This window comes from Salinadaptatus halalkaliphilus, assembly GCF_006543045.1.
GTDB classification, from domain to species: Archaea; Halobacteriota; Halobacteria; order Halobacteriales; family Natrialbaceae; genus Salinadaptatus; species Salinadaptatus halalkaliphilus.
Genome location: NZ_RBZW01000011.1, coordinates 35778 through 48978, shown reverse-complemented (window position 1 = coordinate 48978; position 13201 = coordinate 35778). Strand labels below are relative to the sequence as shown.

Here is a 13201-nt window from a genome sequence, read left to right as displayed (position 1 = left end):
CTAGCAGCCACAGCCCAGCAGCCACAGCCGCGAGCGATGCGCGCCCGAGCACGACGCGGTTATGCAGGCCGGAAACTTATGCCGACGTTTGTCGACCGTCGGGTGTGGTGGCTGGTACCAGCATACTATTTTGGACGATATTGCCTGAAAATAGATCCTGGTAAATATCTTTTGAGGATAGGCTTAAGTGGCTGGATTACTCACTCATTAAATACTATCGGTATCCATCCATCACACCGATCCACTCTGCGCCCGTCCCCGGCGCACGCTGAAGAGTGGTGGCACGCTGTGGCACGACCGACCGACGCCGCCCGTGGTCCGACACGCGGACGACCGATCGGCAGGACGACCGACGACCGGGGGACTAACGACGACCAACGATACCATGACCGGTGACATCGAAACGCTCGAGGAACTCAGTACAGAGTACAAGGAATCGATTCCCGCCGACCTGCGGGATACCAGATCGTTCGACTGGTATCTCGAGACGGTCTACGAGGAGCCGGCGGTGGCCCGCAACGCCCACCAGCGGGTCGCGGACATGTTCGATTTCTACGGCACCAGTTACGACGAGGCCGAAGGTGTCGTCGAGTATCATCTGGCCAGCGAAGATCCGCTCAACGACGGCGAGAACACCTTCTACGGCAAGGTGATCCACCAGTCGATCCACGAGTTCGTCAACAAGGTGAAATCCGGTGCGAGGCGACTCGGGCCCGAACGACGGATCAAACTCCTGCTCGGGCCGGTCGGATCGGGCAAATCACACCTCGACAAGCAGGTTCGCCAGTACTTCGAGGACTACACCCTCCGTGACGAGGGACGGATGTACACGTTCAAGTGGACGAACCTCTGTGACGTCGTTCAGGATCAGGATCCGGCCGACGACGTCGTTCGATCGCCGATGAACCAGGATCCGCTCGTCCTCATCCCCCTGGAGCAGCGCCAGCGCGTGATCGACGACCTGAACGAACGCCTCGACGCGCCCTACACGATCCAAAACGAGCAGTCGCTCGATCCGGAAAGCGAGTTCTACATGGACAAGCTGCTGGCGTACTACGACGACGATCTCCAGCAGGTCCTCGAGAACCACGTCGAGATCGTCCGGTTCGTCGCCGACGAGAACAAACGGCAGGGCCTCGAGACGTTCGAGCCCAAGGACAAGAAGAACCAGGACGAGACCGAGTTGACGGGCGATGTCAACTACTCGAAAATCGCCATCTACGGCGAGAGCGATCCGCGCGCGTTCGACTACTCGGGGGCGTTTTGTAACGCGAACCGAGGCATCTTCAGCGGTGAAGAGCTCCTGAAACTCCAGCGGGAGTTCCTCTACGACTTCCTGCACGCGACCCAGGAGCAGACGATCAAGCCCAAGAACAACCCCCGCATCGACATCGACCAGGTGATCGTCGGGCGGACGAACATGCCCGAATACAAGGACAAGAAAGGCGACGAGAAGATGGAGGCGTTCAACGACCGCACCAAGCGGATCGACTTCCCGTACGTGCTGTCCTACGAGGACGAGGCTAGCATTTACGAGAAGATGCTGCAAAACGCCGATGTCCCCGACATCAACGTCGAGCCCCACACCCTCGAGATGGCCGGTCTCTTCGGCGTACTCACCCGGGTCGAGGAGCCCGACACCGAAACCGTCGATCTCCTCTCGAAGGCCAAAGCCTACAACGGCGAGATCGACGAGAGCGACGACATCGACACCAAGAAGCTTCGTGAAGAGGCCGCTGAGAAGGCCGAGATTGGCGAAGGGATGGTCGGCATCTCGCCCCGGTTCATCGGCGACGAGATCGCCGAAGCCATCATGGACTCGAAACACCGCCAGCGCGGCTTCCTCTCGCCGCTGACGGTGTTCAACTTCTTCGAAGAGAACCTGGAACACCACGGCTCGATCCCCGAGGACAACTTCGAGAAGTACTACCGCTACCTCGAGACGGTCCGTGAGGAGTACCGGGAACGCGCGATCGAGGACGTCCGCCACGCACTGGCCTACGACCTAGACGAGATCCAGCGCCAGGGCGAGAAGTACATGGATCACGTGATGGCCTACATCGACGACGACACCATCGAGGACGAACTCACGGGCCGCGAACAGGAACCCGACGAGACGTTCTTGCGCTCGGTCGAAGAGAAACTCGACATTCCCGAGGATCGCAAGGAGGACTTCCGTCAGGAGGTAAGCAACTGGGTGTCTCGGCGGGCTCGCGAGGGCGAGGCGTTCAACCCGCAGGACAACGAGCGCCTGCGCCGCGCACTCGAGCGCAAGCTCTGGGAGGACAAGAAACACAACATCAACTTCTCGGCGCTGGTGTCGGCCAACGAGTTCGACGACGACGAACGCTCCGCCTGGATCGACGCGCTGATGGAACAGGGCTACTCCGAGGACGGCGCGAAGGAAGTACTCGAGTTTGCCGGCGCTGAGGTCGCCAAAGCAGAGATCGAAGACTAACATGACGGGCAACGACTACGTCACCGAGGCCGACCGCGCGTTAGAAGAGACCTACGAGGAGCCGATGAGCCTCGCGGCGTACGTCGACCGACTCTTCGAGAACCCGACGATCGCCTCCCACGCCTCGAAGTATCTGCTCGAGGCGATCGAGTCGGCCGGCACGCGCACCGTCGTCGAGGAAGGCGAAGAGACGGAGCGCTATCGCTTCTTCGACGATCCGCACAACGACGGCGAGCACGCGATCCTCGGGAATACGGCCGTCCTCAACCAGTTCGTCGACGATCTCCGGTCGATCGCCGCGGGCCGAGCCAAAGACGAGAAGATCATCTGGTTCGAGGGCCCAACCGCGACCGGTAAGTCCGAACTCAAACGCTGTCTGGTCAACGGGTTGCGCGAGTATTCGAAGACGCCCGAGGGGCGCCGGTACACCCTCGAGTGGAACGTAACGACCGCAAGCGCGGAGGAACGTGGGCTGAGCTACGGCGGTGATCCGACCGCTTCGGACGACCAGCACTGGTACGAGAGCCCGGTCCAGGCCCACCCGCTGTCGGCGTTCCCCGACGAGATTCGCCAGCAGTTGCTCGCCGACCTGAACGACGGGCTCGACGATCACGTTCCGACGCGGGTCGACACCGATCTCGATCCGTTCTCCCGAGAGGCGTACGACTTCCTCGAGGAGCGGTATCGTCGCCGCGGGGTCGACAACCTGTTCTCGGCGATCACGGACGACGATCACCTCCGGGTGAAAAACTACGTCGTCGACGTCGGCCAGGGCGTCGGCGTCCTCCATAGCGAGGACGACGGCCAGCCCAAGGAACGGCTCGTCGGCTCGTGGATGCACGGCATGCTCCAGGAACTGGATTCCCGCGGACGCAAGAACCCGCAGGCCTTTTCCTACGATGGCGTCCTCTCGCAGGGCAACGGCGTCCTGACCATCGTCGAGGACGCCGCCCAGCACGCCGACCTGCTCCAGAAACTGCTCAACGTCCCGGACGAACAATCGGTGAAACTGGACAAGGGCATCGGGATGGATGTCGACACCCAGTTGCTGATCATTTCCAACCCCGACCTCGAGGCCCAACTCAACCAACACGCCGACCGAAACGGGATGGATCCGCTGAAGGCGCTCAAGCGCCGTCTGGACAAGCACCGCTTTGGCTACCTGACGAATCTGAGCCTCGAGTGTGAACTCATCCGGCGCGAACTCACCAACGAGACGAACGTGTGGGAGGCGACGAGTTACGACGAACTCGAGCAACGCATCAGGGAGCCGGTATCGGTAACGATCAAAGGACAGGACGGCGAGACACACACCGAGGAGTTTGCACCCCACGCGATCGAAGCGGCCGCCCTCTATGCCGTCGTCACGCGGTTGGACGAGAGTGACCTGCCGAACGGACTCGATCTGGTCGATAAAGCCCAGATCTACGATCAGGGCTACCTCCAGGAGGGCGACAGCCGCCGGGAGAAAGACGAGTTCGACTTCGACGACGACGGCGCCGACGGCGATCACGGGATCCCGGTGACCTACACTCGTGATACCCTCGCGGAGTTACTCCAGACCGATCGTGACCGTCACCACCAGGACCTGCCAGTGGGCGATGTCGTGATGCCGCGAGATGTCTTGAACGCGATGGTCGAGGGACTGGTCGACGCTCCGGTCTTTTCCTCGGGCGAGCGCTCGGAGTTCGAGAACCGCGTGGTGCCGGTGAAAAACTACATTTACGACCGACAGGAGGCCGATGTCATCGAGGCGATCATGCACGACAAGCGCGTCGACGAGGAGACCGTCGCCGAGTACGTCGAACACGTCTACGCCTGGGAAACCGACGAGCCGCTGTACAACGACCGAGGCGAACGCGTCGAGCCCGACCCGCTGAAGATGAAGCTCTTCGAGGTCGAACACCTCGGGCGGTTCGGCGAGGACGACTACGAGGGGAACCTTCCCCGGGAACGCGTTCGTAACTTCCGTCGCGAGAAGGTCATCACGTCGCTGAATCGCCACGCCTGGGAGCACCGCGACGAGGACTTCGCCGCCGAGAACGTCGATCTGACGGCGATTCCGGTGATCAAATCCGTCCTCGAGAGCCACGACTGGGACGACGTCGAACGCACCTTCGAGGACTTCGATCCTCGCCAGTGGGACGACCCACCGAGCGGGACCGAGACCGATCGCGTCAAGGCGAACACGATCGAGACGATGGTCGACGAATTCGACTACTCCAAGGCATCCGCCGAACTGACCAGCAGGCACGTCATGGGACAGGTGAGCTACAGATGGGATTGACAACTAACCGCAAGGTGCGATCATGGGACTAAGAGACGATCTCGAGCGATTCCGCGAGGTGGGCGAACAGCGCCGCGAGGATCTGGCCGAGTTCATCCAGTACGGCGATCTCGGGCAGAGTCGGCCGGGCGAAATCAAGATTCCGGTCAAGATCGTCTCGCTGCCGGAGTTCGAGTACGACCAGCGCGACAAAGGTGGCGTCGGCCAGGGTGACGGCGACACGCCCGATGTCGGCCAGCCGGTCGGTCAGCCCCAGCCACAGCCGGGCGACGACGACGGCGAGGAGGGTGAGCCCGGCGAGGAGGGCGGCGAGCACGAGTACTACGAGATGGATCCCGAGGAGTTCGCCGAAGAACTCGACGAGGAACTCGGCCTCGAGCTCGACCCTAAGGGGAAGAAGGTCGTCGAGGAGAAGGAAGGGCCGTTTACGGACCTCACTCGCACGGGCCCCGACAGTACGCTCGACTTCGAGCGGATGTTCAAGGAAGGGCTGAAACGCAAGCTCGCGATGGACTTCGACGAGGAGTTCGTCCGCGAGGTCTGCAAAGTCGAGGGACTCGAGCCACGAGACGTCTTCGAGTGGGCTCGCGGCGAGAACCTCCCCGTCTCGATGGCCTGGATCGAAGAGGCCTACGGCGAGATTCCCGCCGACGAGCGCGGGACGTGGAACTCGATCGACCAACTCGAGGCGAACGTCGAACGGGAGAACATCCAGCAGCAGATCCGCCGGGAGGGGATCAAACAGGTCCCCTTCCGCCGCGAGGACGAACGCTACCGTCACCCCGAGATCATCGAGGAGAAAGAGAAGAACGTCGTCGTCGTCAACATCCGGGATGTCTCGGGCTCGATGCGCGAGAAGAAACGCGAACTCGTCGAGCGGACGTTCACCCCGCTGGACTGGTATCTCCAGGGCAAGTACGACAACGCCGAGTTCGTCTACATCGCCCACGACGCCGACGCCTGGGCGGTCGAGCGCGACGACTTCTTCGGCATTCGCAGCGGCGGCGGGACGAAGATCTCGAGCGCCTACGAACTCGCCGCCGAGCTGTTAGAGGAGTACCCCTGGACCGACTGGAACCGCTACGTCTTCGCCGCGGGCGACTCCGAAAACTCGAGCAACGACACCGAAGAGCGCGTCATCCCGCTAATGGAGGAGATTCCCGCGAACCTCCACGCCTACGTCGAGACCCAGCCGAGCGGCAACGCGATCAACGCCACCCACGCCGAGGAACTCGAGCGCCACTTCGGCACCGACGCCGAGGATGTCGCGGTGGCCTACGTCAACGACAAAGACGACGTGACCGACGCGATCTACGAGATCCTCTCGACGGAGGGAGAGACCGATGAGTAAACGCAACTCCAACGCGGATCGCTTCCGCAAACAGGCGATCGCGACCGACCTCGAGGAACCGGTCACCGAAGCCAGAAACCTGGCCGAGAAACTCGGCCTCGAGCCGTATCCGGTGAACTACTGGATCATCGACTACGACGAGATGAACGAGCTCATCGCCTACGGGGGCTTCCAGTCGCGATACCCTCACTGGCGGTGGGGGATGCAGTACGACAAACAACAGAAGCAAGGGCAGTACGGCGGCGGGAAGGCCTTCGAGATCGTCAACAACGATAACCCGGCCCACGCGTTCCTCCAGGAGTCGAACACGATGGCCGACCAGAAGGCCGTCATCACCCACGTCGAGGCCCACTCGGACTTCTTCGCGAACAACGACTGGTTCGGCCTCTTTACCGGCGGCCGGGCCGACGACGGCCAGGTCAACGCCGCGGCGATGTTAGAGCGCCACGCGCGGGCAATCGACGAGTACATGTCCGATCCCGAGATCGACCGTGCCGAGGTCGAGAAGTGGATCGACCACTGTCTCAGTCTGGAAGACAATATCGACCAACATCAGGTGTTCGAGCGCCGCCTCGAGGTCGACGGGCCGCCGGCCGAGGCGATCGACGACGACCTCGCGGAAAAACTCGACGAACTCGAGCTTTCCGACGAGATCAAAGGCGAAGTGTTCGACGACGAGTGGCTGGAAACGCTCGAGAACGGCGAGAGCCAGGTGAATTTCCCCGAGGAACCCCAGAAGGATATCCTGGCGTTCGTCCGCGAGCACGGCAAGCGCTACGACGAGGAGGCCGGCCGCGCCGTCGAAATGGAGCCGTGGCAACGCGATATCCTCGACATGATGCGCGCGGAGGCCTACTACTTCGCCGCCCAGAAGATGACGAAGGTGATGAACGAGGGATGGGCCGCCTACTGGGAGTCGACGATGATGACCGACGAGGGCTTCGCCGGCGACGACGAGTTCATGAACTACGCCGATCACATGGCAAAGGTGCTCGCCTCGGGCGGGCTCAACCCCTACAGCCTCGGCATGGAGCTGTGGGAGTACGTCGAGAACACGACGAACCGCCGGGAAGTCCTCGAGAACCTGCTTCGCGTCGAGGGAATCTCCTGGCGAAATCTCACCGAGGTCGTCGACTTCGACGATGTCCTCGCCGAACTCGAGGCGCCCGACGCGATCCAGACGATCACCAGCGACTCGCTCGACGCCCTCGAGGCGGTGCCCGAAGCGTACGTCGACCGCGAGGCGCTCGAGGCCGCTCGCGATGGCGAGATCGACGTCGATCGCTACCCTTGGAAGGTGTTGACCTACGAGGGGCTGGCACGCAGACACTACTCGTTGGTCAAGCGCCAGCACCGAGGGTTTCTGTCTCGAGTCAGCCAGAACGATGTCGAACAGATCGGGCGCTACCTCTTCGACGACGCCCGGTACGACTCAATCGAGGCGGCGCTCGAAGATGTCGAGTTTACCGCGGGCTGGGACCGGCTCTACGATGTCCGGGAGAGTCACAACGACGTGACGTTCTTAGACGAGTACCTCACCGAGGAGTTCATCACGACGAACAACTACTTCACGTACGAACATTCGACGGCGACGGGGCAATTCCACGTCGCCAGTGACGCCGCCGAAGACGTCAAAAAGAAGTTACTTCTCCAGTTCACCAACTTCGGGAAGCCGACCATCGCCGTCTACGACGGCAACTACAACAACGCCAACGAACTCCTGTGTGGCCACCAGTACAACGGCGTCATGCTCGACATCGCGCAGGCCAAGGCGACTCTCGAGCGCCTCTTCGAGTTGTGGGGACGACCCGTGAACCTGCTGACGATCGTCAGTGAGGTCAACGAACACGATGTGGAAGTCGCGAAGCGACGCAATCGCGAGCCCGAACCCGAAGAGCGCGGCAAACTGATCCGCTACGATGGCGAGGAGATTACCGTCGAAGACATTCCCTGGGACGAGGTCGACCATCTGGCGGCGGACGACGTCGACTACGACACGAAACCTGACGAGTGGCTCGCGTGAGCGGGAGTGCGAGCTGTTCCCTGGCAGAGCAAGACTCGCTCAGGCAATCGAGGCTCGTTCACGCCCGTGTGACTATATTTCTTCCAGGAGTGAACGTCATTAACTGTCGGAACGTTTTTGCTATCGTTCTCCGATGGGACGAACACCATGGATGGGGATGTGGGGAGCGCTATCGAAGAGTGTCGCACGTCTCGCTCGTTCGACGTTCCGACACTGCTTGCGAATCTCGAGAGTGGAACGCCAGCTGAGCGACAGCAAGCCGTACGAACGATCGCCGCACACGTCAACGACCAGCCCGACGCCTGTTTGGCGACCGTTCCGAAGCTACGGACGTTGCTCGGAGAGCCGTCGACCGACTGCCACGAGGAGGTCGCAACCTGCCTGGCCGAACTGGCGGCGTACTCGCCGACCGACGTCGCGCCGTCGACGGACTCGATCGTCGCGTTCGTCGCGGACAAGCCCGCCCACGCAGCGACGCCGATACTCGTCCGTTGTCTCGAGTCTATCGCGACGGTGCGACCAGCAGCTCTCACCGGGCACGTCGCAGAACTCGCCAGCGGGTTCGCGTGTGACGATCCGGACGTCCGCGCCGGCATCGGGGCACTGTTCGTTCGGATCGCGACCAGTACGGACGCCACGCTCGAGGGCGCCGACGAACGGTTGATCGAACTGCTCGCGGACGATCACGCGGTCGTTCGATCGCGTGCCTGTCTGGCTCTCGGTCACGGGAACGTCACAGATGCACGAGACCGACTCGAGACGCTGGCGGCCGACGATCCGGATTCGACGGTTCGGGAACACGCGTCGCGGGCGGTCGAACGACTCTCCTGACTCGCGCTCGTAGCGACCGGTATGACGTTCACCGTCGAAACTGACGACCGTCTCACGACCATCGACGTGACCGATCGTATCGCCGCAGCCGTTCCCGACGACCTCGAGTCGGGGACGTGTACGGCCTTCGTCGAACATACGACCGCGGGTCTGGTCGTCCAGGAGAACGAGCCGCGGCTGCGCGAGGATCTCGAGGCGTTCCTCGCGGATGTCGTCCCTGACGGGGGCCACAAACACGATCAACTCGATGGAAACGCCGATTCACACTTGCGAGCGACGTTGCTCGGGCCAGACGTGACGATTCCGGTCACCGACGGCAGTCCGGCGCTTGGCCGCTGGCAGTCGGTGCTGTTGCTCGAGTGTGATGGGCCACGGACGCGGACGGTGACGGTGACGACTGTCGGCAGTACCGTCGACTGATTTGGGGCGAGGTTCCCTGCCATCCACACATTTTTATCGCTCTCGGCCCGACCGCTACGTGACGTGTCCGGTCTCTTCAGTCGATTGCAGGCCGTCTCTCGCCCGCGAATAGTTGGCTCGACCACCCTCGGTCACGGCGTCAACGAGTTCTTCTCGATCGTTATTCCGCCGATCATCCCGTTGTTGGTCGCCGATCTCGGGATTACCTACGGGCAGGCCGGACTGTTAGTGACGGTCTTTTTCGTCATGTACGTGCTCTTCCAGCTGCCTGCCGGCGTTCTCGCCGACGTCGTCGGCAAGGATCGGCTTCTCCTCGGCGGGCTGTTCGGAATGGCCGTCGGCATTCTGGTTGCAAGCGTCGCGACCAGCTACGAAACGTTGCTCCTCGCGCAAACGATCGCCGGCATCAGCGGGAGTACGTTCCACCCCACCGGGATGGCGCTGGTCAGCGATGCCGAGACCGACGAGACCGAGGGGAAAGCGATGGGGATCTTCGGCTTCGGCGGCGCACTCGGGACGATGACGGCACCGGTCGTCGTCGGCGGCGTCGCCGTCGTCGCCGGCTGGCGGCTCGCGCTCGTCGCCGGCGTTGCTATCGGCGCCATTGCGACGCTGGTCGTCACGTACCTGTACGTGACCGCCGAGGCGGAGACGGCTGCGGACGATCCGTCGCCTCGAGCCGATGGTGGGAACGACCAACCGTCGCTTCGAGCACGGGTTCGGTCGATCGGCAGTCCGGTCGATCTTCGTCTCACGCCGAGTATCGTCGTGCTCTTTTTCGTGACGCTCGTCCTGTCGATGCAACACCGGGCGATCCAAACCTACACGACGTCCTACGTCACCGCCGAGACCGGTTCGTCCGTGTCGGTCGGCAACATCACCTTCTTCGCACTGCTGGTCGGGGGCAGTCTCGCGTCGCTGTACGCAGGGGATCTCGCGGACCGATTCGATCGGGTCACCCTCGGTATCGGGGCCTCGATCGCCACCGCGTTCCTGGTCGCCGGAACGCTTGCGGCGACGGCCGTCACCGATGGGCTCTCCCTGCTTGCCGTGACGGTCGTACTTACCGTCTGGTTCGCCATCATCGGCGCGATGATGTACGCGAGCTACCCCGTCAAGAACGCGATGGTCTCGAAGCAGGCCGAGAAAGCCTCGAGCGGGAGCCTGTTCGGCGTCATCCAGACGGGGTCGGCGCTTGGCAGTGCGAGCGGTCCGGCGGTGTTTGGGGTACTCGCGACGGAGTGGGGCGTCGTCGCTGCGTTCCCGGCGATCGCCGGTGTAAGCGTCGTGCTGGCCCTGCTGTTCCTCACGCTGTCGCTCGTCGATTGACCCGCAACTAGTCCTGGTCGGACAGCCGTTCCGACAGTCGGTCCAGGCGATCCTGGGCGTCCGCTCGACGTGACCGCGTCAGTTCCGGTCGATACGTCGCATCGCGAATTTCCTCCTCGTCGACGACGACCTCGAGGATTGCCCCCTCGTGGCGGGCCTCGTCCGGCAATTCGCCTACGTCTACGTCGAACTGGTCGACTGGATCGCCGGCAGATTCGTCGTCGGCGTCGCCGTCGTTCTCGAGCAAGACCACCGCAGTCTCGCCGTCGACGATGCGATCGACCGTGGCAGTGTACGTCGCAGTCATGTCCTTAAAGCGGTTCTCTCCGTATGGTCGATCGACGGACTGATCGATTCTTGTGTGTCGTTCTCGACCGCCGGTTTCGCCTCGAGGAGAGCCATCGGGTCGGTCGAGAACTCGCGTTCGGTCTCGATACCGTACTCCTGGCCGTCGGTCCGCACGACGACATCGCCGTGGACGCCGGTCCAGTAGGTCTCGACGCCTCGATCGGTAAAGCGCTCGAGGACCTCGTCGTGTGGATGGCCGTACTGGGAGTCGTGATCGCTCGAGACGACGACAGCAGCGGGTGAGACGTGCTCGAGGAACGACTCGGTCGACGAGGTCGAAGAGCCGTGGTGGCCGGCCTGATAGGCCTTTGCCTCGAGGTCGTCGTGTTCGTCGATCATGCGGTGTTCGGCGTCGGCCTCCGCATCGCCCGTCGTGAGATACGTGAATTCGCCGAACTCGAAGGCGAGTGCGACGCTGTTGTAGTGGAGATCCGTTCCCGATTCTTCGGCTGGTGGGTTGTAGATGTCGACGGCGGCCTCGCCGAACGCGAAGCTATCGCCGTCCTCGACGACGAGCAAGTCGATGTCGTGGGCTTCGACGGCGTCGAGATATCGATCGTACGTCTGGCTCGTGTGGGCGACGCCGGAGTCGTACGCGGTGTCGACCCCCTCGCGGTTGGTTTCGTAGTGTTCGATTATCGTATCGTGACCACCGATGTGGTCCGCGTGTGCATGCGTCGCGACGAGGTGGTCGATACGATCGACATCCTGTGCCTCGAGGTACGCGATCACGCCGTCCCCACCGTCTCGCCAGTCGCCCGAGTCGACGAGCATCGTCTCACCCGAGGGCTCGATCAGCAACGTCGCATCCGCCTGGCCGACGTCGATGTGATGAATCTCGAGTTCGCCGTCGACGCCGGTTTCCGAGTCGGCAGGCGGAGCAGTCGATTCGTCACCGCCGTCTGTGGCTGTTGGCTCGTCCTCGGTCTCGGAATTCGCCGGTTCGCCCGCCGCGTCCGGGTCGACAAGTTCGTCAGTCCCGTCGCTCGAGACGGCGCCCTCGTCCTGTCCCGTCCCATCGACACACCCACCGACGAAAAGCATCGTCACGACGACCCCGAGCAACACGAGCCGTTTCATCGTGTCCCAGGAGCCGGCGTGATCGCATGATCGTTCCGGTCGGCTAAGAGATCTGACCGATTAAAAATTAGTTGTGAGGCATCAGTATCTGCTACTACTAGCCTTTATTGAAAATCATAAAATCCAATTGGCACTTTTTCGCGCTTACTGAATCTCGGTCACTGCATATCCACACTCGATGCGCCAGAGATATCGATCGCAGTCAGGATGGCAGCTCGATAGGCCGATCGGCCGAGACACAATCGACGCCGCGCCAGCCGAGTAGCCTCGCAGCCAGCGGCCGTTCGATCGACCACGCGTGAACCTCGAGCCCGAGCGCTTTCGCTCGCGGGACGAGCCGCGTCCCCAGACAGCGAGCGTAGTTCGCGCCGATGACGTCACAGTCCAGTTCGATCGCCGTCGTCACCGGGGTTTCGAGATCGCGACGGACCAGCAGCCCCGTCGGCTGGGCCGGGTCGAGCGCGCGAACGTCCCGGAGTTCGTCCTCGAGAAAGGACGTGGTGACGACGCGATTTTCCACGCCCTCGAGGGCCATGAGAACGTCGTCGGCGATCCCGCGCGCTTTCATCTCGAGGTTGATTTCGGTGTCCGTCGGTACGGCCGCGAGCATCTCCTCGAGCGTCGGGATCTGCTCGCCCGACTCGAGGACGCTGTGGGTCTTGAGCTCCGCGAGCGGGCTGTCGGCGACGGTGCCGACGCCGCCGGTGATGCGATCGATCGTCTCGTCGTGGACGACGACGAGTTCGCCCGAGCCACAGCGGCGAACGTCGAATTCGACGGCGTCCGCGACTTCCGCCGCCGTCTGGATGGCGGCGATCGTGTTCTCCGGTGCAGTCGATGCGAATCCCCGGTGGGCGATAAGACGCATTCGTCTAGACGTCGTGGCGAACGATGTTATACTCTCGGCCGGTCGACCGTGCCCTCGAATCGCACGACCGCGTGGCTGTCGGCTGGCGGGCGACCATGAACTCCCAAAGCCTTTAGCAAATACGTTTAACCGGGTACCATAGCAACACTCGCCCAGAGAGCCGAATGACAGACCACCCACCACGACGAGATGGTAGCTCCTGCAAC

10 protein-coding genes are annotated in these 13201 nt (G+C 62.5%); 7 read left to right on the top strand and 3 right to left on the bottom strand.

Going from position 1 to position 13201, the window contains the following annotated elements:
- Positions 1–385: 385 nt before the first annotated feature.
- The 7 genes from D8Y22_RS03010 (at position 386) to D8Y22_RS02980 (ending at position 10699) form a co-directional block, all read left to right on the top strand.
- Positions 386–2458, top strand: a complete 2073-nt coding sequence (locus D8Y22_RS03010) for a PrkA family serine protein kinase (protein WP_141463341.1) — start codon at positions 386–388, stop codon at positions 2456–2458.
- A gap of 1 nt (position 2459) precedes the next feature.
- Positions 2460–4745 (top strand): PrkA family serine protein kinase, encoded by a 2286-nt coding sequence (locus D8Y22_RS03005; RefSeq protein WP_141463237.1) that lies wholly within the window; start codon positions 2460–2462, stop codon positions 4743–4745.
- A gap of 22 nt (positions 4746–4767) precedes the next feature.
- Positions 4768–6096 (top strand): YeaH/YhbH family protein, encoded by a 1329-nt coding sequence (locus D8Y22_RS03000; RefSeq protein ID WP_141463236.1) that lies wholly within the window; start codon positions 4768–4770, stop codon positions 6094–6096.
- Positions 6089–8119: a SpoVR family protein gene (locus tag D8Y22_RS02995; protein WP_141463235.1), complete on the top strand. Its 2031-nt coding sequence runs from the start codon at positions 6089–6091 to the stop codon at positions 8117–8119. Before D8Y22_RS03000 ends, D8Y22_RS02995 begins: the two co-directional genes overlap by 8 nt.
- Positions 8120–8266: 147 nt before the next feature.
- A complete protein-coding gene (locus D8Y22_RS02990) occupies positions 8267–8950 on the top strand; it encodes a HEAT repeat domain-containing protein (protein WP_141463234.1) in 684 nt (227 codons plus the stop codon).
- A 21-nt stretch (positions 8951–8971) separates the two neighbouring features.
- Complete coding sequence (locus D8Y22_RS02985) at positions 8972–9370, top strand: secondary thiamine-phosphate synthase enzyme YjbQ (RefSeq protein ID WP_141463233.1); 399 nt, start codon at positions 8972–8974, stop codon at positions 9368–9370.
- Between the two features lie 63 nt (positions 9371–9433).
- A complete protein-coding gene (locus D8Y22_RS02980; RefSeq protein ID WP_141463232.1) occupies positions 9434–10699 on the top strand; it encodes an MFS transporter in 1266 nt (421 codons plus the stop codon).
- 7 nt (positions 10700–10706) lie between these two features.
- On the opposite strand, the gene D8Y22_RS02975 is transcribed toward D8Y22_RS02980, so the two are convergent.
- From D8Y22_RS02975 to D8Y22_RS02965, 3 genes are all read right to left on the bottom strand, one after another.
- Entirely contained in the window at positions 10707–11006 is a 300-nt protein-coding gene (locus tag D8Y22_RS02975) for a DUF3006 domain-containing protein (protein WP_141463231.1), read from the bottom strand.
- A complete protein-coding gene (locus D8Y22_RS02970) occupies positions 11003–12127 on the bottom strand; it encodes a ComEC/Rec2 family competence protein (RefSeq protein WP_141463230.1) in 1125 nt (374 codons plus the stop codon). Before D8Y22_RS02970 ends, D8Y22_RS02975 begins: the two co-directional genes overlap by 4 nt.
- 202 nt (positions 12128–12329) lie before the next feature.
- Complete coding sequence (locus D8Y22_RS02965) at positions 12330–12995, bottom strand: glycerophosphodiester phosphodiesterase (RefSeq protein ID WP_141463229.1); 666 nt, start codon at positions 12993–12995, stop codon at positions 12330–12332.
- Positions 12996–13201 lie beyond the last annotated feature (206 nt).

Bases quoted from the DNA above. Each gene is read 5' to 3' on its own strand.
- D8Y22_RS02995 (WP_141463235.1), top strand. From the start codon at position 6,089: ATGAGTAAACGCAACTCCAACGCGGATCGCTTCCGCAAACAGGCGATC.
- D8Y22_RS02990 (WP_141463234.1), top strand. From the start codon at position 8,267: ATGGATGGGGATGTGGGGAGCGCTATCGAAGAGTGTCGCACGTCTCGC.
- D8Y22_RS02985 (WP_141463233.1), top strand. From the start codon at position 8,972: ATGACGTTCACCGTCGAAACTGACGACCGTCTCACGACCATCGACGTG.
- D8Y22_RS03000 (WP_141463236.1), top strand. From the start codon at position 4,768: ATGGGACTAAGAGACGATCTCGAGCGATTCCGCGAGGTGGGCGAACAG.
- D8Y22_RS03005 (WP_141463237.1), top strand. From the start codon at position 2,460: ATGACGGGCAACGACTACGTCACCGAGGCCGACCGCGCGTTAGAAGAG.
- D8Y22_RS02970 (WP_141463230.1), bottom strand. From the start codon at position 12,127: ATGAAACGGCTCGTGTTGCTCGGGGTCGTCGTGACGATGCTTTTCGTC.
- D8Y22_RS02975 (WP_141463231.1), bottom strand. From the start codon at position 11,006: ATGACTGCGACGTACACTGCCACGGTCGATCGCATCGTCGACGGCGAG.
- D8Y22_RS03010 (WP_141463341.1), top strand. From the start codon at position 386: ATGACCGGTGACATCGAAACGCTCGAGGAACTCAGTACAGAGTACAAG.
- D8Y22_RS02965 (WP_141463229.1), bottom strand. From the start codon at position 12,995: ATGCGTCTTATCGCCCACCGGGGATTCGCATCGACTGCACCGGAGAAC.